19 protein-coding genes and 1 riboswitch are annotated in these 19180 nt (G+C 73.4%); of the genes, 9 read left to right on the top strand and 10 right to left on the bottom strand.

What is annotated here, in order from left to right:
• Positions 1–124: 124 nt before the first annotated feature.
• The gene (locus tag IEW03_RS03790) at positions 125–1519 is read left to right on the top strand and encodes an NAD(P)/FAD-dependent oxidoreductase (RefSeq protein WP_188522311.1); all 1395 of its coding nucleotides are present in this window, start codon (positions 125–127) and stop codon (positions 1517–1519) included.
• Positions 1520–1548: 29 nt separating this feature from the next.
• On the opposite strand, the gene sigJ is transcribed toward IEW03_RS03790, so the two are convergent.
• Positions 1549–2472 (bottom strand): RNA polymerase sigma factor SigJ, encoded by a 924-nt coding sequence (sigJ, locus tag IEW03_RS03785; protein WP_188522310.1) that lies wholly within the window; start codon positions 2470–2472, stop codon positions 1549–1551.
• A gap of 27 nt (positions 2473–2499) precedes the next feature.
• Positions 2500–3252: an SDR family oxidoreductase gene (locus tag IEW03_RS03780; RefSeq protein ID WP_188522309.1), complete on the bottom strand. Its 753-nt coding sequence runs from the start codon at positions 3250–3252 to the stop codon at positions 2500–2502.
• Between the two features lie 109 nt (positions 3253–3361).
• Here IEW03_RS03780 and IEW03_RS03775 point away from each other — a divergent pair, with 109 nt between their 5' ends.
• The 5 genes from IEW03_RS03775 (at position 3362) to IEW03_RS03755 (ending at position 8085) form a co-directional block, all read left to right on the top strand.
• Complete coding sequence (locus tag IEW03_RS03775) at positions 3362–3886, top strand: OsmC family protein (protein ID WP_188522308.1); 525 nt, start codon at positions 3362–3364, stop codon at positions 3884–3886.
• Positions 3883–4806, top strand: a complete 924-nt coding sequence (locus tag IEW03_RS03770; RefSeq protein ID WP_229737358.1) for a hypothetical protein — start codon at positions 3883–3885, stop codon at positions 4804–4806. The genes IEW03_RS03775 and IEW03_RS03770 overlap by 4 nt, the downstream gene beginning before the upstream one ends.
• Before the next feature lie 15 nt (positions 4807–4821).
• The gene (locus tag IEW03_RS03765; protein WP_188522307.1) at positions 4822–5310 is read left to right on the top strand and encodes an SRPBCC family protein; all 489 of its coding nucleotides are present in this window, start codon (positions 4822–4824) and stop codon (positions 5308–5310) included.
• A gap of 10 nt (positions 5311–5320) precedes the next feature.
• Positions 5321–6625 carry an aspartate aminotransferase type Ic gene (locus IEW03_RS03760; RefSeq protein ID WP_188522306.1) on the top strand — a complete coding sequence of 435 codons (1305 nt, stop codon included), beginning with the start codon at positions 5321–5323 and terminating at the stop codon, positions 6623–6625.
• Between the two features lie 239 nt (positions 6626–6864).
• Complete coding sequence (locus tag IEW03_RS03755) at positions 6865–8085, top strand: hypothetical protein (RefSeq protein ID WP_188522305.1); 1221 nt, start codon at positions 6865–6867, stop codon at positions 8083–8085.
• A gap of 108 nt (positions 8086–8193) precedes the next feature.
• Here IEW03_RS03755 and IEW03_RS03750 read toward each other — a convergent pair whose 3' ends face one another.
• From IEW03_RS03750 to ehuB, 4 genes are read right to left on the bottom strand one after another with little or no spacing between them, the layout of a single operon-like run.
• Complete coding sequence (locus IEW03_RS03750) at positions 8194–8988, bottom strand: amino acid ABC transporter ATP-binding protein (RefSeq protein WP_188522304.1); 795 nt, start codon at positions 8986–8988, stop codon at positions 8194–8196.
• Positions 8989–9016: 28 nt separating this feature from the next.
• Positions 9017–9667 carry an ectoine/hydroxyectoine ABC transporter permease subunit EhuD gene (ehuD, locus tag IEW03_RS03745; protein WP_188522303.1) on the bottom strand — a complete coding sequence of 217 codons (651 nt, stop codon included), beginning with the start codon at positions 9665–9667 and terminating at the stop codon, positions 9017–9019.
• Positions 9664–10410 carry an ectoine/hydroxyectoine ABC transporter permease subunit EhuC gene (gene ehuC, locus IEW03_RS03740; RefSeq protein WP_188522302.1) on the bottom strand — a complete coding sequence of 249 codons (747 nt, stop codon included), beginning with the start codon at positions 10408–10410 and terminating at the stop codon, positions 9664–9666. The genes ehuD and ehuC overlap by 4 nt, the downstream gene beginning before the upstream one ends.
• A gap of 4 nt (positions 10411–10414) precedes the next feature.
• Positions 10415–11344 carry an ectoine/hydroxyectoine ABC transporter substrate-binding protein EhuB gene (gene ehuB, locus IEW03_RS03735; protein ID WP_188522301.1) on the bottom strand — a complete coding sequence of 310 codons (930 nt, stop codon included), beginning with the start codon at positions 11342–11344 and terminating at the stop codon, positions 10415–10417.
• 335 nt (positions 11345–11679) lie between these two features.
• On the opposite strand from ehuB, the gene IEW03_RS03730 reads away from it, so the two are divergent.
• Complete coding sequence (locus IEW03_RS03730; RefSeq protein WP_188522300.1) at positions 11680–12450, top strand: GntR family transcriptional regulator; 771 nt, start codon at positions 11680–11682, stop codon at positions 12448–12450.
• A 25-nt stretch (positions 12451–12475) separates the two neighbouring features.
• Here IEW03_RS03730 and IEW03_RS03725 read toward each other — a convergent pair whose 3' ends face one another.
• Entirely contained in the window at positions 12476–13873 is a 1398-nt protein-coding gene (locus tag IEW03_RS03725; RefSeq protein WP_188522299.1) for a serine hydrolase domain-containing protein, read from the bottom strand.
• A gap of 141 nt (positions 13874–14014) precedes the next feature.
• Here IEW03_RS03725 and IEW03_RS03720 point away from each other — a divergent pair, with 141 nt between their 5' ends.
• Positions 14015–15133, top strand: a complete 1119-nt coding sequence (locus IEW03_RS03720) for an ATP-binding cassette domain-containing protein (RefSeq protein WP_229737357.1) — start codon at positions 14015–14017, stop codon at positions 15131–15133.
• Positions 15130–15972: an ABC transporter permease gene (locus tag IEW03_RS03715; protein WP_188522298.1), complete on the top strand. Its 843-nt coding sequence runs from the start codon at positions 15130–15132 to the stop codon at positions 15970–15972. The genes IEW03_RS03720 and IEW03_RS03715 overlap by 4 nt, the downstream gene beginning before the upstream one ends.
• 72 nt (positions 15973–16044) lie before the next feature.
• Here the strand turns inward: IEW03_RS03715 and IEW03_RS03710 are convergent, their stop codons facing one another.
• The 3 genes from IEW03_RS03710 to IEW03_RS03700 form a co-directional block, all read right to left on the bottom strand.
• Positions 16045–17004: a universal stress protein gene (locus tag IEW03_RS03710; protein WP_188522297.1), complete on the bottom strand. Its 960-nt coding sequence runs from the start codon at positions 17002–17004 to the stop codon at positions 16045–16047.
• Between the two features lie 163 nt (positions 17005–17167).
• The gene (locus IEW03_RS03705; protein WP_188522296.1) at positions 17168–17965 is read right to left on the bottom strand and encodes a C40 family peptidase; all 798 of its coding nucleotides are present in this window, start codon (positions 17963–17965) and stop codon (positions 17168–17170) included.
• A riboswitch (cyclic di-AMP (ydaO/yuaA leader) is annotated at positions 17966–18137 on the bottom strand.
• A gap of 243 nt (positions 18138–18380) precedes the next feature.
• Positions 18381–19178, bottom strand: coding sequence for a C40 family peptidase (locus IEW03_RS03700; RefSeq protein WP_188522295.1), 798 nt, complete (start codon positions 19176–19178; stop codon positions 18381–18383).
• Positions 19179–19180: the final 2 nt, after the last annotated feature.

Raw genomic sequence — 19180 nt, 5'->3', positions numbered from 1 at the left:
TAGGTTCGCCCCGGCGTGCGTCCCACGGACGCGGCCGACGTCACACCGATCAGGTGTCACGTCGCCCGGCGCTGCGCGGTCGACGTAGTGAGAGCGCCCGCAGGGCGCGGCACAGGAGGCAGTGATGGGACGCATCGTCATCGTCGGTGGCGGCTACGCCGGGTTCACGGCGGCCCGGGAGCTCAAGAAGGGCCTGCGGCGCGAGCTGCGGCGCGGCGAGGTCGAGCTCGTCCTCGTCGACCCGCGGCCGTACATGACCTACCAGCCGTTCCTTCCCGAGGTCGTCGCCGGGTCCGTCGAGGCACGGCACGCCGCGGTCTCGCACCGGCGCCACCTGCGCCGCACGCGGCTCGTCGACGGCGCCGTCGAGCGCATCGACCACGCCGCCCGCGTCGTCGTCGTGCGGCCGCGCTCCGGGGAGCCGTTCCGGCTGGACTACGACACCGTGGTCGTCACCGCCGGCGCCGTCACCCGCGTCTTCCCCGTGCCGGGCGTCGCGGAGCACGCCATCGGGATGAAGCACGTGGAGGAGGCCGTCGCGATCCGCGACCGGCTCCTGACCTCCTTCGACCGGGCGGCGAGCCTGCCCGCCGGGCCCGAGCGCGCGCGGCTGCTCACCGTGACGTTCGTCGGCGGCGGCTTCTCCGGCGTGGAGGGCTTCGCCGAGCTGCTGTCCCTCGCCCACGACCTGCTGCGTCGCTACCCGGAGATCGACGCGTCGGAGCCGGCGTTCCACCTCGTCGAGCGGGGCGCCCGGATCCTGCCCGAGGTGACCGAGCCGCAGGGCCGCTGGGTCGCCGAACGGCTCGAGCGGCGCGGCGCACGCGTCCACCTCGAGACCGGCCTGGTGTCGGCCGCGGGGGGCGTCGTCACGCTCTCGAGCGGCGAGTCCTTCCCCTCCGGCCTGCTCGTGTGGACGGCGGGCAACGCGGCCAACCCCGTGGTCGCGACCCACACCGACATGCCGGTGGACGACCGCGGGTACGTCGTCGTGCGCCCCGACCTGCGGGTGGGCACCGACGGCGCGCCCGTGGCCGACGCGTGGGCGGCGGGCGACGGCGCGGCGGTGCCCGACCTCGCCGTGCCGCGGCCGGGGGCGCTCGCCGTCCCCAACGCGCAGCACGCCGTGCGCCAGGGGCGTCGGCTGGCGCGCAACCTCGTCGCCGCCCGCCGCGGCCGGGCGACCCGCCCGTACGTGCACGGCAGCCTCGGCGTGGTCGCGACGCTCGGCCTGGGCTCCGGGATCTTCCAGTACCGCGGGATCGTGGTGCGCGGCCGCCTCGCGTGGCTCATGCACCGCGGATACCACGTGCTCGCCATCCCGACGTGGGAGCGCAAGGCCCGCGTGGCGGCGGTCTGGCTCACGGCCGCGCTGTTCGGCCGGGACGTCGTGTCGCTGGCCTCGGTGCAGACGCCACGTGCCGCGTTCGCGGCCGCGGCCCCACCGGTGCGGGTCGCCGAGGCGCCCGCCCCCGCGGAGGAGGGCACGAGCACGAGCACGCCGGTCCGCGCCGCCTGACGACGACGCCCGGCCGCGCCGCCGCGGGTTCAGCCCGCGGCGGTGTACCCGCCGAGCTTGTCGGGGTTGACCTGCACGTACACGTGCTCGACCCGGCCGTCGACGACGTCGAGCGACACGAGCGCGAACGGGGCGCCGTCGAGGTCGACGACGATCGCGGGCAGCCCGTTGGCCTCGACGGACCGCACCCGGCCGGCGTCCCAGTACTTGCGCCACACGTTCTCGAAGAACAGCGACACCCGCGCCCTCCCCACGAGCTCGACACGCGACGCGTGCACCCGCCCGCCGCCGTCGGGCCGCGCGACGACGCCGTCCGCGAGGTAGCGCTCGAAGCGCGCCAGGTCGCCCTCGTGCGCGGCGGCGACGAACTCGTCGAGCAGGCGACGGTGCTCCCCCGCGTCCACGGGCACGGCCTCCCGGCGGCCGAGCCGGTCGCGGGCGCGACGGGCGAGCTGCCGGGCGTTCGCCTCGCTGAGGTCGAGGATCTCCGCGACCTTCCGGTGCGGGTACCCGAACGCCTCGCGCAGCACGTACACCGCGCGCTCCACCGGCGTGAGGTGCTCCATGAGCAGCAGGGTCGCCGTCTCGAGCGCCTCCGCCCGCTCGGCGCCCAGCGCCGGGTCGTCGGAGGTGTCCACCGGCTCCGGCAGCCACGGCCCGACGTACGTCTCCCGCCGGGCGCGCGCCGACGTCGCCGCGTTGATCGCGAGCCGGGTCGTCACGGTGGTGAGGAACGCCGCCGGGTTCGCCACGACGGTCCGGTCGGTCCCCTGCCAGCGGATCCAGGCGTCCTGGACGACGTCCTCCGCCTCCGCGACGCCACCCAGCATGCGGTACGCGATGCCGAACAGCTGCGGCCGCACGGCGAGGAACGTGTCGAGCGCCCCGGTGTCGTCGAGGGTGGTGGCCTCGCCGACGCCGGGGCGCTCGGGCGCGGGCGGGCGCGACGTCATGCGGTCACGCTACGCCCGGGCCGGGTGTCATGCCGGGCGCTGCGCGGCCGCGAAGTCGCCCGCCGTGACGGCGCCGCGGCGGTGCTCCCCGGCGGGCACGAGCGAGCCCTCCGCGAGGACCGCCCCGAAGTACGGCGCGGCGGGATCGGCCACGACGTCGCGCTCGTCCCCGCGGGCCGCGAGCGCCGCCCGGACGAACTCGTCGAAGCGCAGGCGCTCCGGGCCGGCCAGCTCCACGACGCCGCCACGGGGCTCCCCCGCCGCGACCTCGGCCACGGTGCGCGCGACGTCCACGGACGCGACCGGCTGGAACGCCACCGGCGGGATGCGCACCCGGCCGTCGACGGTCGCGCCGTCCGCGATCCTGCCGGCGAACTCGAAGAACTGCGTGGCACGGACGATCGACCACCCGGCGACGGACTCGCGGATCAGCTGCTCCTGGGCCACCTTCGCGCGCAGGTACCCGGAGTCGGGCGTCCGGTCGGCGCCGACGATCGAGAGGGCGACGTGGTGGCGCACCCCCGCGCGCGCCTCGGCGTCGAGCAGGGTGCGCGTGGAGGTGGTGAAGAACCGCAGCACGTCGTCGTCCGCGAAGGACGGCGAGTTCGACACGTCCACCACGACGTCGGCGCCAGCGAGCGCCTCGTCCACCCCCTGGCCGGTCAGCGTGTCCACGCCGGTGCTGGGCGCGGCCGCGACGGCGTCGTGCCCGGCGTCGCGCAGGAACTCGATGGTCTGGCTGCCGATGAGGCCTGTCCCACCGACGACGACGATCTTCATGACGTTCTCCTCTCCTGGGTGCGGCCCGTGGCCGCCTGCCACCCACCCGACCGAGCGGGACGGCCGGATGTGACACCCCGGGCCGCGGCCGGAGTGGGAGGATCGGCTCATGACGGAGGACACCACGCCCGAGACCCCGGCCGCCGACGCGGAGGCCCCCGTGACGCCGTCGCCCACGGACCCCCTGTGGGTGGAGCGCACCGGCAGCCGCACCTACCGCGGGTACTCGGCCCGCGGCGCGAGCGTGGAGATCGGGCCCGCCGAGGCGGGCGCCGTCTTCACGCCGGGCGAGCTGCTGAAGATCGCGCTGGCCGCCTGCGCCGGCATGAGCAGCGACACGAAGTTCGCCCGCGTCCTCGGCGACGACTACCGCACCACGATCCGCGTCGAGGACCCGAAGGACCTGGACGAGGACCGCTACCCGGTCCTGACCGAGCGGTTCGAGATCGACCTGTCGGGGCTCGACGAGGCGGCACGCAACAAGACGCTCCTGCTCGCGCAGCGCTCGATCGACCGCGCCTGCACGGTGGGCCGCACGCTGAAGGCCGGTGCGCTGGTGCCGCCGGCAGTGTTCGACCCGCCCGCGCCGGACACCGCGCGCGGGGACGGGGACCCGGCGGGGGGCCGGCCGTGACCACCGGCCGCGGGGTCGACGACGCTCGCGGCGAGGTGGTGCGCGGCGACGACGGCACGCAGCCGGGTGCCGGCGACCGCGAGGTCTCGGCGCGCCGGGAGGAGTGGCTGACGTACCGGCGGACGCCGCTGCTGGACATGCTCCTCGACAAGGCCGTGACGATCCCGTCGGCGTCGATCCACCGGCACGTGGACCGGTTGCGGGCCCGCAACCCCGAGGCCGACCCCGCGCAGATCATCCGCCTGCTGGAGCGGGAGTACCTGACGCTGCTGACGACGGCGGGCGGCGCGGTCGGCGCCGCGGCGGCCGCGCCGGCGGTCGGGACGGCGGCGGCCACCGCCCTCACCACGGGCGACGTCGCCACGTACTTCGCCGCGTCGTCGGCCTTCGCGCTGGCGGTCGCCGACGTGCACGGCATCGAGATCGACGACGTGCCGCGCCGCCGCGCCCTGCTGCTGGCGACGGTGCTGGGCGACAGGGGCGCGCGCGACGTGGAGAACGCCGTCGGCGGCTCGACCGTGGCGTGGGGCAAGGTGCTGCTCACGTCGATGCCGCAGACCACGATCAAGCGGGTCAACAAGACGCTCGCGCGCCAGTTCCTCAAGCGGCAGGTCGCGAAGCAGGGCTCGCTCGCGCTCGGCCGGCTGCTGCCGTTCGGCGTCGGCGTCGTCGTGGGCGTCGCGGGCGGTCGCGCGCTCGGGCACGGCGTGGTCGCGCAGTCGCGCCGAGCCTTCGGCCCTCCGCCGGACCACTTCCCCCGGGTGGTCGAGGGCGACGTGTCCGGCCCGTCCGACCTGCCGGCCCTGGACGCCGCGCCCGGCACCGGGACCGCGCCGCGCGGCACCCGGGTCAGCCGCTGGCTGCCGCGTCGCCGCGGCAGGTCCGCGGGCGAGGCCACCGGCGGACCGGCCGATGGCTGACGAGCGGGTGCCGCGATGACCGACCCGCAGCGTCCGGCCCGCCGCGTCGAGGTGGCGCGGCTGCTGCCCCTCGAGGCGTCCGTCGCCTTCGCGTGGGTCGCCGACCTGCGCACGCACCCGCGCTGGATCCCGCTGACGCACCTGGTGTCGCCGGCGACGCGCGGGCCCGAGCCGGGCGACCGGTTCACGATGGTCAGCGGCCCCGTCACCGACCGGATGGAGGTCGAGACGATCGAGCGCCCCTCGACCGCGGCGGCGCGGGTCGGGCGCACACGGCTGCGCAAGCTCGGCCCGGTGCTGCTGGGTGCGGCGGGCTTCGACGTCGTGCCCGTGGACGACCGCCGCAGCCGCGTCGTGTGGTGGGAGGAGGCGCACCTCGCCGCGCGCGCCGCCGGCCCGCTCCCCCGCTCCCTCACCGACCCGCTGCTCAGGCTGGGGCTGTGGGTCATGATGCGCGTCTCGCTGTCCAGGCTCGGCCGACTGCTGGAGCGCCGCGGCCGGTAGAGTCGCGGGCGTGAGCACCGTGCCGTCGCCCGAGCCCGCCCCGGTCCCCGCCCAGGTCCCCGCCCAGGGCCTCGCCTCCCGCCTCGACGAGCTGCGCGGCGAGTACGCCGCGCTGCAGGCCCGCGGGCTGCGCCTGGACCTCACCCGCGGCAAGCCGTCCGCCGAGCAGCTCGACCTCTCCGAGGCGCTGCTCGCCCTGCCCGGCGAGGGCGTGCACACCAGCGAGAACGGCACGGACACCCGCAACTACGGTGGCCTGGCCGGCCTGCCCGAGCTGCGCGGCATCTTCGCCGAGCTGCTGGGCGTGCCCACGGAGCAGCTGCTCGCGCAGGGCAACGCGTCGCTGACGCTCATGTACGACACCGTCGTGCAGGCGCTGCTGTTCGGCGTCCCCGGGTCCGAGCGCCCGTGGTCGCGCGAGGAGCAGATCACGTTCGTGTGCCCGGTGCCCGGCTACGACCGGCACTTCGCCGTCTGCGAGGAGCTCGGCATCCGGATGGTCACGGTGCCGATGACCTCCGACGGGCCGGACGCCGAGGCGGTGGCCGAGCTCGTCGCCACCGACCCCAGCATCAAGGGCATGTGGGTGGTGCCGACGTACGGCAACCCGGACGGGTCCGTCGTCTCCGAGGCCGTGGCCCGCCGGCTGGTGTCGATGCCCACGGCAGCACCCGACTTCCGGATCTTCTGGGACAACGCCTACGCCGTGCACCACCTCACGGCGCACGAGGCGAAGTCGGCCGACGCGATCGCGCTCGCCGAGGAGGCCGGGCACCCCGACCGGGTGCTGATGTACGCGTCGACGTCGAAGATCACCTTCGCGGGGTCCGGCGTCGCCTTCTTCGCGTCGTCCCCCGCGAACGTCGCCTGGTTCACGAAGCACCTCGGCATCCGGTCGATCGGCCCCGACAAGATCAACCACCTGCGGCACGCGATGTTCTTCGGCGACGCCGAGGGCGTGCGCGCCCACATGCGCCGGCACCGCGAGATCCTCGCCCCCAAGTTCGCCGCCGTCACGGGCATCCTCGCCGACCGCCTCGGCGACCTCGGCGTCGCGACGTGGACGGAGCCGGCCGGCGGGTACTTCGTCTCGGTCGACGTCACGGCCGGCACCGCGTCGCGCGTGGTGCAGCTCGCCAAGGAGGCCGGCATCGCGCTCACCCCCGCCGGGGCCACCTTCCCCTACGGCCGGGACCCGCAGGACCGCAACATCCGCCTCGCCCCGACCATGCCGCCCCTGGACGAGGTCCGGGTCGCGATGGACGGCGTCGCCACCTGCATCCTGCTCGCCGCCGCGGAGGCCGCTGCCGGCTGACACCGGCCGGGCCCGGCCGGCGCTCTCGCGGGCCCTCGCCAGGGCCTGTCGTCCCGGCATCACAGGATCTTCGCCCTTCCTCACGGGGCGGGTCACGCCTGCCCGGCGCGGCGCGCACAAGGTCGTCCTAGGCTGGGAGGGACGCCCGCGGCTGACGCCGGAGCCCCGCGGCGCGCGGCACCACACGCCGGCGGAGCTCGGGCGTCCGACCGACCACCGCCGACCTGGACGCGAGCCCTGTGACCCCCTCCTCCCGCTCCCCCGCCATCCCGGGCCACCAGCACGACGCCCCGACCGGCGAGACGCCCGCCCAGGGCCGCGCCGACCAGGAGGCACCGGCCAGCACGACCCGACTGTCGCTCACCCAGGTGGTGGCCAGCGGCCTCGCGGCCGTCAGCGCCACCGTGCTGATGTCGTTCTTCGGCGTCGCCGGCACCATCATCGGCGCGGGCCTGGCGAGCGTCGTCACCGTCGTCGGCAACTTCCTGTACACGCGCTCGATCGAGCGCACGCAGGCCCAGCTCAAGCCCGTCGTGGCCAGCATCCGGCCCGGGCTGCGCCCGCGGACCACGCTCTCGACGACCGGGGCCGACTGGTCGGCCGGCGCCCGCCGCACGGCCACCGGCACGGCGGTCGGTACGGCGGTCGGTACGGCCGACGACACGGCGACGTCGGGCACGGCGTCCGACACCGCGGCGTTCACGGCCGCAGGATCCGAGACCGTGCCGCTCGGGCAGGTGTCGGCGGCCGGCGAGCCCGCGGACCTGCCGGCAGACGCCGACGACGCGCCGGAGCCGCGCAACCGCTGGCTCCGGCTCATCGACCGGCACGGCAAGGTCAAGGTCCTCACCGTGAGCGCGCTGGCGCTGTTCGCCGTCGTGATGGGTGTGGTGCTGACCATCGAGCTGGCCATCGGCAAGCCGATCTCCGACGCGGTCCGCGGCCAGGAGGGCTCCGGCACGTCCATCAGCACGATGCGTGGCGGCTCCGGCTCCGACGCGCCGGCGGGCACCGACGACACCGACGGGCGCGACTCCACCGGCGACCGCTCGGGCGACGACGGCCAGGGCCGCCAGGAGCAGGACCAGGACGCCCCCGCCGACGACCCGGCGACCGTGCCCGACACCGACCCCACCGCCCCGACCACCGACGGGTCCGGGTCGACCGGAGGCTCGACGGACGGGTCGACCGACGGCTCGACGGACGGTTCGACCGACGGTTCGACGGACGGGTCGACCGACACCGGGACCGGTGGATCCGGCGACACCGGGACCGACGGCGGCTCGGGCGGCACCGGGACCGACACCGGCGGCACGGATACGGGCACGGGAACGGACTCCGGCGACGGTGGCGTGGCCCCCGAGACCGGGAGCGGCGGGACGTCCGGCGACGACGCCACGAGCAGCGGCGGCTCCGGCAGCACGCTGGGCGGCACCGTCGAGGAGGCCCCCGCCTCCTGACCAGGCCGGCCAGGCACGACGACGGCGAGGACCCTTCGCGGGTCCTCGCCGTCGTCGTTCGCGCCACCCGCCGGGAGCGGGGTGTCCAGGGCCCTCCGGCCCGTGCGGTCAGCCCAGCACGGCCTTGAGGAACTCCTTCGTGCGCGCGTGGGTCGGGTTGGTGAACATCGTCTCCGGGTCGGCCTCCTCGACGATCTGCCCCTGGTCGAACATCAGCACGCGGTTGGAGACCTCCCGCGCGAACTGCATCTCGTGCGTGACCAGCAGCATCGTGATGTCCGTGGTCTCCGCGATCTCGCGCAGGACGCCGAGGACGTCGGCGACGATCTCGGGGTCGAGCGCCGACGTGACCTCGTCGAGCAGCAGGATCTCGGGGTCCATGGCCAGCGCGCGGGCGATCGCCACGCGCTGCTGCTGGCCGCCTGAGAGCTGGTTCGTCTTGAAGTCCCGCTTCTCGGACATGCCGACCTGCTCGAGCAGCTCCTCCCCGCGGGCGACGGCCTCGGCCTTCGACTTGCCGAGCACGTGGATCGGCGCCTCGATGATGTTCTCGATGACCGTCATGTTGGGGAACAGGTTGAACTGCTGGAACACCATCCCCACCCGGTTGCGCACGACGCGGCGCCGCTTCTCCGGGATCTCGACCCACTTCTGCCCCTTGTACTCGTGGGTGTAGGGGTCGCCGTCGATGAGGATGAGCCCGCCGTTCGCCTCCTCGAGAGTCATGAGGAGGCGCAGGATCGTCGTCTTGCCGGATCCCGACGGGCCGATGAGCGTCACGCGGTCGCCCTGCGCGACGCTGAAGTTCAGCTTGTCGAGCACGACGTTGTCGCCGAAGCGCTTGACGACGTCCTTGAACTCGATGGCGGGCACGTCGCCCGTGCTGCTGGTCGATGTGGTCATGGTGTGGCTCCCAGCGGGGGTCTTCGGGTCAGGCAAGGCGGATCTCCATCCTGCGCACCAGCAGCGACGTCGGGTAGCTCACGATGAGGAAGAGCAGCCCGACCATCGTCAGCGGCTCGATGTACGAGAACGTGTTGGCGCCGTAGCTCTGCGCCTCCGTGTACATCTCGACGACAGAGATGGCGAACAGGAACGGCGTCTCCTTGAACATGGAGACCGCGTAGTTCCCGAGCCCGGGCAGGGTGTTGCGGATCGCCTGCGGCAGGATGATCGCGCGCCACGTGCGGGCCTTCGGGAGGTTCAGCGCGGTGGCCGCCTCCCACTGCCCCTGCGGGACCGCCTCGATCCCCGCGCGGTACACCTCGGACATGTACGTCGCGTAGTGGATGCCCAGCACCACGAACCCGATCACCAGGGCGGGGATCTCCGGCGGCGACAGCAGGTACACGAACACCAGCTGCACCAGCAGCGGCGTCATGCGGATGAAGTCGACGATGAACCGCAAGGGTCCTCGGACCCACCGCGTCGGTGCGCGCATCGCCAGCGCGATGAGCAGCCCCAGGATCGACGCGATCACCATCCCCACGACCGTCGCCTCGATGGTGACGACCAGCCCACGAAGGAGCGCTGGCAGAACGTCCCAGGCGGTTTCCCAGCTCCAGATGCTCTCGTCGTTCATGCCGTGCCCCCCTTCATCCGGGCGATCTCCGACGGGACGCCCGGCTTGAGGCCGAAGACGTCACGCAGCCGCGGGCGCGTTCCGCGCCCGAGACGCCGCTTTGCTCGCTCCTCGAGCCAGTTCATTCCCCAGGTGAGGATGTAGGCGATCACGAAGTAGACGATCAGACCGCAGCCGAAGCTGAAGAACGTGTCCCTCGTGTCTCGCTGCAGTTCGTCCGTCCACCAATACACGTCGTGCAGGGTGATGTAGAACGCCAGCGCCGACCCCTTGAGGAGCTGGATCAGCAGGTTGGCCAGCTGCGGGATCATCAGCGCCCACGCCTGGGGGAAGACCACGCGCCGCACCTTGTGCAGCCATCCCAGGTTGAGCGCCGTCGCAGCCTCCCACTGGCCCGTCGGGACGGACTCGATGGAACCGCGCACGACCTCGGCGGCGTAAGCCCCGTAGTTGAGCCCCAGAGCCACGATGGCGACCGCGAGCGCCTCCATCTTGAACCCGAACTGCGGCAGCACGTAGAAGAGCCAGAAGATCTGGACCACCAGCGAGGTGCCCCGGAAGAACTCGATGACCACGCGGGAGGGCGCACGCACCCAGAGCGACGGGGTGCGTGCGCCGAACCCGAGCACGAGCGCGACAACCATCGCCAGAAGGGCGCCGCCGAGCGTCATCTGGAGCGTGACGAGGACGCCGTTGCCGAGGTCGGGAAGACTGTCGATCAGTAGCTGGAGATCATCTGACATGCGGTCAGGAGTCCAGCCCCAGCTCGTTGGAGATTTTCTCCAGGTCGCCCTCGCACAGCATCTCCGCGGTCAGGCCCTCCGGCGGGAACTCCGCCTCGGTGAAGCCGAACGGCTCCATGACCTCGAGCCACTTGGCCTCGTCGCCGGTGAACTTCGCGAGCTCCTCGTTGTAGGCCTCGAGCAGCTCGGTGTCGCCCTTGCGGAAGACCTCCGAACCGGCGCCGACCTGCGACACACCGTCGATCTTCGCGACGAACGCCTCGGTGGCCTCGACGGGCTCGTCGGTGCTCTCGGCGAGGGCACGGATCGAGATGCCGGTCAGCGCGAAGGCATCGGCGCGGCCCGCCACCACGGCGTTGAGGCCGTCGGTCGAGTCGCCGACCGTGATCGTCTTGACGCCGGTGTCCTTCGCGTAGCCGTCCTCGATCGCGCCGCTGGTCACGGCCACGGTGAGGTCGGAGCCCTCCACCGACTGCCAGTCGGTGAGCTTGTCCGGGTTGCCCTCGGGCACGAGGAACGCGGTGGTGTACATGATGGTCGGCTCTGCGAAGGCCGCCTGCTCACAGCGCTCCGGCAGGATCGACATCCCCGCGCTGACGGTGTCGTAGCGCTCGGCGGTGAGGCCGGGGATCAGCGAGTTCCACTCGGTCTGGGTGCCTTCGACCTCGTCGACGCCCAGCGCGCCGAAGATCTGCCGGTCGAGCTCGATGGTGGCGCCGGTGAGCTCGCCACCGTCGTCGTAGCTGTAGGGCTTCTCGCCGTTGTACGCGACGTTCACGGTGCCCTCGTCCTGGAGCCGGCTCAGGGTCGAGCCACCGCCGTCGCCCGAACCCCCCTCGTCGACACTCGAGCAGGCGGCGAGCGCCGTCATGGCAAGTACGGAGCCGGCGGCGACGATCGCTCGCCGGCCGTTCCTGGTCGTGGTGGACGACACGGGTGTCTCCCTTCCGTGGCCCGGCGTCACAACTGCGTCACACGGGCCTGAGGTACGTGGACGATCGGACACCGTAGCGTCGATGCTGATGGTGCGACAATCTACGTGTCAGCCTGTCCGATTGTCTACAATCTCGGGATGCGCCCCGACCTCGCCCCGGTCGCCCCATGACGGTGCAGGTCAGCGACGTTTCGTGGGCGACATGCCGGCTGTCACGCGGGCGTCAGCGCACGGAAAACGCTCCGTCACAGTCTGGTCACGATCTGGTGTGTGTCCGGATTGCGGGATGATATCGGCCGGGACGCGGCGTCCCTGGCCGCGTGGAAGGAGAGCAGATGACCTCGTCGTCACGGGTCCCCGTCGGCAGCGCACCGTTCCGGGCGCCGGTGACACGACCCTCGACGGTGGACCTCATCGCCGTCGAGCTGCGCAACGCCATCTACTCGGGGGCGCTCCCGGTGGGGGCGCCGATCCGCGAGGTCGAGATGTCGGGCCAGCTCGGGGTGAGCCGCGGCCCGTTCCGCGAGGCGGCCCAGCGCCTGGTGCAGGAGGGCCTGCTCCTGTCGACGCCAGGCCGGGGTCTCAGCGTCGTGCGGATCGGCAGCGACCGGGTGCGGGCACTGTACGAGGCCCGCACCTTCGTGGAGACCTCCGCGGCCCCGCTGGCCGTCGAGCGGGCCACGTCGTCCCAGGTGGCGGCGGTGCGGCGGGCCCACGACGCCCTGGTCGCCGCCGAGCACAGCGAGGACGCCCGCCGGATCGGCGACACCGACCTCAACGTCCACTGGAGCATCGTCGCGGCCAGCGGCAACCCGTGGCTGCTGCGCTGGATGTCGACCCTCATCGTCGAGGTGCGGATCGCCAGCTTCACGACGAGCGAGGACTACGCCGTGCGCAAGGACGCCGCCGAGTCCCACCTCGAGCTGGTGGAGCGCCTCGAGGCCCGCGACGCCGACGGCCTCGTCGCCGCGATCCGCGCCAGCCTCGACGAGGCCGTCGTGCGGCTGCTCGCCCCGGAGAGCGTCGAGATCGAGACCTTCGACGAGCCCAAACCCTCCCCCGCGCCGCGGCTGGAGCCCATCACCCCGACCTTCGCCGAGTCCTGACCGGGCCGGTCCCGACCGGCCCGCGTCAGCGGGGGCGGGAGAGCTGCGCCAGGCGCTCGCGCTCGTATTCCTCGACCGGCCACGACGTCATCCCGCCCACGACGATCGCCGCCGGTCGGCCGTCGTCGTCCCGGAGCACCTCGACCGGCTCGCCGACCGGCCCGAACCCGGGGCGGGCGACCGGTCGCAGCACCGCGCCGTCGACGGTGACCTCGTCCGCGCCGGCCAGCGGGTCCGCCTCCCGCGGGTCGACCAGCCACAGCCGGCGGCCCAGCCGCACGATGTCGGTCTGGCCCCACAGGTTGGCGAAGCGTCCCGTCCAGCGGTCGAGCTCGGCGACCGGCGGCGCGTCCGCCGCCCCGCCGTCCAAGGCCGTGGCGACCAGCGTGAACAGCCCGGTCGCGATCGCGTCCGCCGGCCCGTCCACCGCGTTCGTCAGCACCGAGACGGCGACCCGCCCCGCCGGGTCGGCCCACGTGCGCGTGAGCTGGCCGGGGAAGCCGCCGGAGTGGCCCACCACGCGCCGGCCCTCGATCTCCCGCGCCTCGAACCCGAGGCCGTAGGCGCGCCGGCGCGCGTGCGGCACGTCGATCACCGACTCCTCGCGCTGCAGCAGCCGCCGGGACTCCGGCCGCAGGCGTGCGATCCCGTCGCGGCCGCCGTCGTCGTCGAAGTGGGTGGCGAGCCAGCGCACCAGGTCGTGGGCCGTGGAGCAGAACCCCGTCGCCGCCGCCAGGGCACCGGTGGTCACCGGGGCGACCGGCAGGCGGCCGTCGTCCGCGACGCCCCGCGCGGAGTGCCCGACGACCGCCCGGCCGGTGAGCCCGTCGTCGAGCTCGGGGGCCGTGTCGCGCAGGCCGAGCGGCTCCACGAGCGTCCGCCGCACGTGGTCGGCGTACGACGTGCCGGTCACCGCCTCGATCACGAGGCCGAGCAGCCCGTACGCCAGGTTGGAGTACTTGAAGCGCTCGCCGCGGCCGAGCGCCTCGCCGTCCGCGCGGACCGACGCGAGCAGCGCCGCCCGGTCGGGGAACGGGGCGCCCAGCTGCCAGAAGTCCGCGTCCCGCCCGTCACGCAGCACCCCGCCCGTGTGGCCGAGCGCCTCCCGCACCGTCACCCGGCCGACCGCCGCCTCCTCCAGCTCGGGCAGGTGGGTCGCGAACGGGTCGTCGAGCCGCAGCGTCCCGTCCTCCACGAGCCGCGCCACGGCCGACGCCGTGAAGGTCTTGGAGTGCGACGCCACGCGGAACAGGTGGTCGGTGCGCAACGGCTCCGCCGTGGTGACGTCGGCGACGCCCCACGCGCCCCCGGCGACCACGTCGTCGCCGACCAGCACCGCGTACTGCACACCCGGCACGCGCGCGAGCCCGGCCTGCGTCGCGACCCACTGCGCGAGGTAACCAGGGTCGATGTCGTCGCTCATGGCGACACCCTAGCCAGGGGCCCGGGGGCCCCGGCCGGACGTCCCGGTCCGGAATTCACCCGTGGATTCGCCCAGCGATGAATTCTCTGTCGGTGGCCTGTCTTAGCGTCTAACGTGGCCCACGTCACCCCAGGAGAGCTCATGACCTCACCCATGGACGCCCCCGAACCCGACCGGCCTCCGGGCCGCCACGCGAGCGCCGTGCCCGCGCACGCCCCTCCCGGCTCGGCCCTCGCGGTCGAGGCCACCGGCCTCGTCAAGCACTTCTCCACCCGCAAGCAGGTCACGAAGGCGGTCGACGGCGTCGACCTGCAGATCCCGACCGGCACCGTCTTCGGCCTGCTCGGCCCCAACGGCGCCGGCAAGACGACCGTCGTCCGGATGCTCGCCACCCTGCTGCGCCCTGACGCCGGGTCGGCCCGGGTCCTGGGCCACGACGTCGTCGGCGACGCCGACGCGGTGCGCGGCGCCGTGGGGCTGACCGGCCAGTACGCCTCCGTCGACGAGGACCTCACCGGCACCGAGAACCTCCTCATGCTCGCCCGGCTCTACGGCTTCACCGGCGCCGGGGCACGCAGCCGCGTCGAGGGTCTCCTCGAGGCGTTCAGCCTGTCCGACGCGGGCGGGCGCCAGGTCAAGACCTACTCCGGCGGCATGCGTCGCCGGATCGACCTCGCCGCGTCGCTCGTCCTGGCGCCGCGCGTGCTGTTCCTCGACGAGCCCACCACCGGCCTCGACCCGCGCTCCCGCAACCAGGTGTGGGACATCGTGCGGGTGCTCGTGGAGGACGGCGCCACGGTGCTGCTGACCACGCAGTACCTCGAGGAGGCCGACCAGCTCGCCGACCGCATCTCCGTCATCGACCACGGCAAGGTCATCGCGGAGGGCACGACCAACGAGCTCAAGCGGTCGGTCGGGCAGGGTGCGGTCGACCTGCGCCTGGCCGACTCCGCGCGGCGGGCCGAGGCGGCGGAGATCCTCGAGAAGCTGCTCGGCACCTCGCCGACGCTGCCGACCGACCCGTACGCGCTCGGCGCCCGGGTGCCCGACGACGGCGCCGACGCGGTGGCGCGCATCCTTCCCGCCCTGGCCGACGCCGGGATCGCGGTCCCGGAGTTCTCTCTCGGCCAGCCCAGCCTGGACGAGGTGTTCCTGACCCTCACGGGCAGGCCGCTCCCCGACGAGGACTCCGCGGAGCCCGGGGCGGACGGCGACGCCGGGCGTCGCGCGAACGTCGCTGCCGAGGAGGTGTCCCGATGACCGCGCAGTCCACGGACCACGAGGCCACGATCACGACGACGAGCCTGCGCGAGGCGGTCGCGCTGCAGGAGCGTCCGTCGCGTCCGTCGGCGCTGTCGACCACGTTCACGTTCGGCTGGCGGGCGCTGCTGAAGATCAAGCACGTGCCCGAGCAGCTCTTCGACGTGCTCGTCTCGCCCGTCATCTTCACCCTGATGTTCACGTACCTGTTCGGGGGTGCCCTGGCGGGGTCGACGTCGGCGTACATCCAGTTCCTGCTGCCCGGCATCCTCGTGCAGACGATCATCATCGTGACCGTCTACACGGGCTACACCCTCAACACGGACATCACGAAGGGCGTCTTCGACCGGTTCCGCTCGTTGCCGATCTGGCGGCCCGCCCCGATCGTGGGGGCCCTGCTCGGCGACACGGTCCGCTACTCCATCGCGTCCGTGATGTGCATCGGCCTCGGCCTGATCCTCGGGTTCCGGCCCGACGGCGGCGTCGTCGGTGTGCTGCTCGGCGTGCTGCTCCTGCTGGTCTTCGCGTTCTCCCTGAGCTGGATCTTCACCATCCTCGGCCTGCTGCTGCGCACGCCGAACGCCGTGATGGGCGTGTCCATGATGGTGCTGATGCCGCTGACGTTCGCGTCGAACATCTTCGTCGACCCGTCGACGATGCCCGCGGCGCTCCAGCGCTTCGTCGACGTCAACCCCGTGTCGCACCTGGTCACCGCGGTCCGCGGCCTCATGGCCGGGCAGCCGGACAGCGGCGAGATCGTGTGGGTGCTCGTCGCGTCGGTGGTGCTCACCGCCGTCTTCGGACCGATCACGATGCGGCTGTACCGCACCCGCCACTGACCCGGTGCGGGCACGAGTCCGGCGTGGTCCCGAGGGGGAAACCACGCCGGACTCGTCCCTCCCACGTCTCGGTCAGGCGGCGGGCTCGGCGTCGTGCCGCATCTCCTCGTCGCACTTGCGCGTCACGACGAGCACCGGGCAGGCCGAGTGGTGCAGCACGGCCTGGCTGGTGGAGCCGAGCAGGAGCCCGCGGAACCCGCCGCGGCCGCGCGAGCCGACGACGATCAGGTCGGCGCCGGTCGAGAACTCGGTGAGGAGCTCGGCCCCCGAGCCGTCCAGCACGTGCCGCTTGATGGTGACCCCGGGGTTCTGGGCCTCGAACTTGTCCACCGTGACGTCCAGGCCCTCCTTGACGTCGGCCAGCACCTGCTCGTGGTCGATCTGCGAGGGCAGCCAGGCGAGCACCCCGGCGCCGCCGGCGAGCGGCACCCCGGCGACCGCCACCAGCTCCGCCCGCCAGACCTGCGCCTGGGCGACGGCGTGCCGCAGCGCCACCTCCGCGGACGGCGAGCCGTCGACACCGACGACGATGCGGCGCACCTCGTGCACGACGTCGCCGTCGCGCCGCTCCGGGTCGGTCGACTCCCCCGTCCCCGGCCCGCGGTACGGCACCACGACGGTGGGACAGTGCGAGTGAGCCGGCAGCGCCGACGAGACCGTGCCGAGGAGGCGCTCGGTGAACCCGCCCTTGCCGCGCGTGCCGACGACGGCCAGCCCGTGCTCGCGCGACAGCTCCACGAGCACCCCGGCCGCGTCCCCGGACGCGACCGCCGACGTCACCGGGACGCCGCAGTCCGCGACCCGCTCCTGAGCCTCGGCCAGGACGGCCCGGGCACCCTCCTGGATCGCGGTGTCGTCGAGCGCGGCGTAGCCCCCGTCGAGGGAGGCCGCCGTGAACGACGGGAGGGAGTAGCTACAGACGATGTGCAACGCCCAGCCGGTCCGCCGCGCGTAGCCGGCGGCCCAGTCCAGGGCGTGCAGGCTCGCAGCGGAGCCGTCGACACCCACCAGGACGACCTCAGGACGTGTCATCACGAGCCTCCCTCGAACGCTCCCGTCGCGCCGCCTCACCGTCGAGACGACCGGGCACGTTCAAGCCTAGCGAAAGATACGCGCAAGTCCCAGCAAAGAGTGCGGGCGTGCGACGGCCCCCGACGCTCCGTGGCGGAGCGTCGGGGGCCGTGGGTACGGGAGGTCAGCCCGTGACGCGCAGGTACGTCGGGTTGGACTGCCAGATGTCGCGCACCTTGGTGACCCAGCCGTCGGGTCGCGAGGCGTCGATCTGCTGCCCGTTGCCGATGTAGATGCCGATGTGCCCCGGCGACCAGAGGAGGTCACCAGGCTGGAGCTCGGCCTCCGAGATCTCGTGCGTGTTCGCAGCCTCCAGGATGCCGGTCGACTGGTGCGGCAGGTGGATACCGACCTGCGCGTACACGTAGCTGACCAGACCGGAGCAGTCGAACCCGCCGGGCGAGCCGCCGCCCACGACGTAGGGGGTGCCGATGTACCGCGAGGCGATCGACACGACCTGGGAGCCCACGGAGGACGAGGCCGCGACCTCGGGCACCTCGGTGCGCTCGGAGGTGCGCGAGGCGGTGTCGGAGACCGTCTCCACGGCCTCCTCGACGACGGGCTCGGGCTCCGGCTCGGGCTCCGGCGCCGGGGTGATCTCCGCCTTCTGCGCGATGCTGGCGGTGACCTTCTCGACGTCGACCTTGGCCTTGGCGTCGACCGAGACGACGGGGGCCGACTGCAGGGCGTTCTTCGCCTGGTCGGTCAGCGCGCCGAGGTCGACGGTGTTGAGCTTGTTGGCAGCGTCGCTGTCGACCGGCGCGGCCTGGGCAGCGCCCGCGCTCGCGAAGGTCGAGACCAGCAGACCACCGGCGGTGGCGACAACAGCTGCCCGGCGCCCTGCAGCGGCGGAACCGACGCTGAGCGGCGTGATCGGACGGCGCGCGGCGCGGTGCCGGGCGCGCGTGGTGCGTGCGTTCACGTGTTCCCTCTCCTGTCGCCTACGAGGTGAGCTGTCGGGTTCGGGTGGGAGAAAGCACCCGGCCGTCCGGGTCTGACATGCAGACCGACCCGTGCGGCTTCACCCCAAGGACACCGTTTCCAATGCCCGGAAGTGGGTCCCCCGTCCCTGCCGGGGATAGCGGTGCTCGACCGGCGGCAGGGCTCGGCGTTCCGGTCGAGACTCACCGAATGACCGGCGAGTGGTTGAAACCGTAGCGGACGAGAACGGCAATGTCACGTTTCGATCACAGCAGGCGGCGAACCGCGCCACGAACCGCGCCAGGACGCCGTTCCTGGCCCCTCTGACGAGCTTTTCTCCGACACGCCGACGCCCCGCCGCGCGATGCGCGACGGGGCGTCGGAGAGGCGTCGTGGCGCCTGCCGTGAAGGGCGGCTCAGCCCACGCGGATGAACGTGGGGTTCGACTGCCAGATGGAGCGGTACTGGACGACGTCGCCCGGCTTGGGGGCGTCGATCTGCATCCCGTCGCCGGCGTAGATCGCCACGTGGCCCGGGGTCCAGACCAGGTCGCCCGGCTGCGGGTCGGACACCACGGTGCCCGCGTAGCGCTGCTCCGAGGTGGTGCGCGGGAGGCTGATGCCGACCTGGGCGTAGACGTACTGCGTCAGGCCCGAGCAGTCGAAGCCGGACGGGCTGGTGCCGCCGGAGACGTACGGGACGCCGACGTAGCGCATCGCGATCGAGACGATCGACGAGCCGTTGGCCGACGCGGGCGCCTCGGCGACCTCCTCGCGCTCGGCGGAGCGCGACGCGGTGTCGGTGGTCTCGGTGGCCGCCGAGTCCTCGGTCGCGCTCGCCTCGTACGAGGCCTCGACGACGACGGGCTCCGGCTCCGGCTCGGGGGCCGGGGTGATCTCCGCGGCGGCGGCGATCTTCGGGGTGACCTTCTCGACGGCGACCTTTGCCTGGGCGTCGACGGTGACGACAGGGGCCGCCTCGAGCGCGCTGCGGGCCTGGTCCGTGAGGGCACCGAGGTCGACCGTGCTGAGCTTGTTCGCGGCGTCGGAGTCCACCGGCGCGGCCTGTGCGGCACCGGCGCTGGCGAAGGTCGAGACCAGCAGGCCACCGGCGGTCGCGACGACTGCCGCGCGACGGCCGGCGTTGCCGTTCGTGGCGATGGCGATCGGGCGGCGGGCGGCGCGGTGCCGGCCGCGAGTCGTGCGTGCGGTCACGT

The organism is Isoptericola cucumis (genome assembly GCF_014635665.1).
In the GTDB taxonomy this organism is placed as follows: domain Bacteria; phylum Actinomycetota; class Actinomycetes; order Actinomycetales; family Cellulomonadaceae; genus Isoptericola; species Isoptericola cucumis.
Note: the sequence above shows the minus strand (reverse complement) of the source record. Positions and strands in the feature narration are given on the sequence as shown.

Bases quoted from the DNA above. Each gene is read 5' to 3' on its own strand.
- IEW03_RS03790 (WP_188522311.1), top strand. From the start codon at position 125: ATGGGACGCATCGTCATCGTCGGTGGCGGCTACGCCGGGTTCACGGCG.
- sigJ (WP_188522310.1), bottom strand. From the start codon at position 2,472: ATGACGTCGCGCCCGCCCGCGCCCGAGCGCCCCGGCGTCGGCGAGGCC.
- IEW03_RS03780 (WP_188522309.1), bottom strand. From the start codon at position 3,252: ATGAAGATCGTCGTCGTCGGTGGGACAGGCCTCATCGGCAGCCAGACC.
- IEW03_RS03775 (WP_188522308.1), top strand. From the start codon at position 3,362: ATGACGGAGGACACCACGCCCGAGACCCCGGCCGCCGACGCGGAGGCC.
- IEW03_RS03765 (WP_188522307.1), top strand. From the start codon at position 4,822: ATGACCGACCCGCAGCGTCCGGCCCGCCGCGTCGAGGTGGCGCGGCTG.
- IEW03_RS03750 (WP_188522304.1), bottom strand. From the start codon at position 8,988: ATGACCACATCGACCAGCAGCACGGGCGACGTGCCCGCCATCGAGTTC.
- ehuD (WP_188522303.1), bottom strand. From the start codon at position 9,667: ATGAACGACGAGAGCATCTGGAGCTGGGAAACCGCCTGGGACGTTCTG.
- ehuC (WP_188522302.1), bottom strand. From the start codon at position 10,410: ATGTCAGATGATCTCCAGCTACTGATCGACAGTCTTCCCGACCTCGGC.
- IEW03_RS03730 (WP_188522300.1), top strand. From the start codon at position 11,680: ATGACCTCGTCGTCACGGGTCCCCGTCGGCAGCGCACCGTTCCGGGCG.
- IEW03_RS03725 (WP_188522299.1), bottom strand. From the start codon at position 13,873: ATGAGCGACGACATCGACCCTGGTTACCTCGCGCAGTGGGTCGCGACG.
- IEW03_RS03720 (WP_229737357.1), top strand. From the start codon at position 14,015: ATGACCTCACCCATGGACGCCCCCGAACCCGACCGGCCTCCGGGCCGC.
- IEW03_RS03715 (WP_188522298.1), top strand. From the start codon at position 15,130: ATGACCGCGCAGTCCACGGACCACGAGGCCACGATCACGACGACGAGC.
- IEW03_RS03710 (WP_188522297.1), bottom strand. From the start codon at position 17,004: ATGACACGTCCTGAGGTCGTCCTGGTGGGTGTCGACGGCTCCGCTGCG.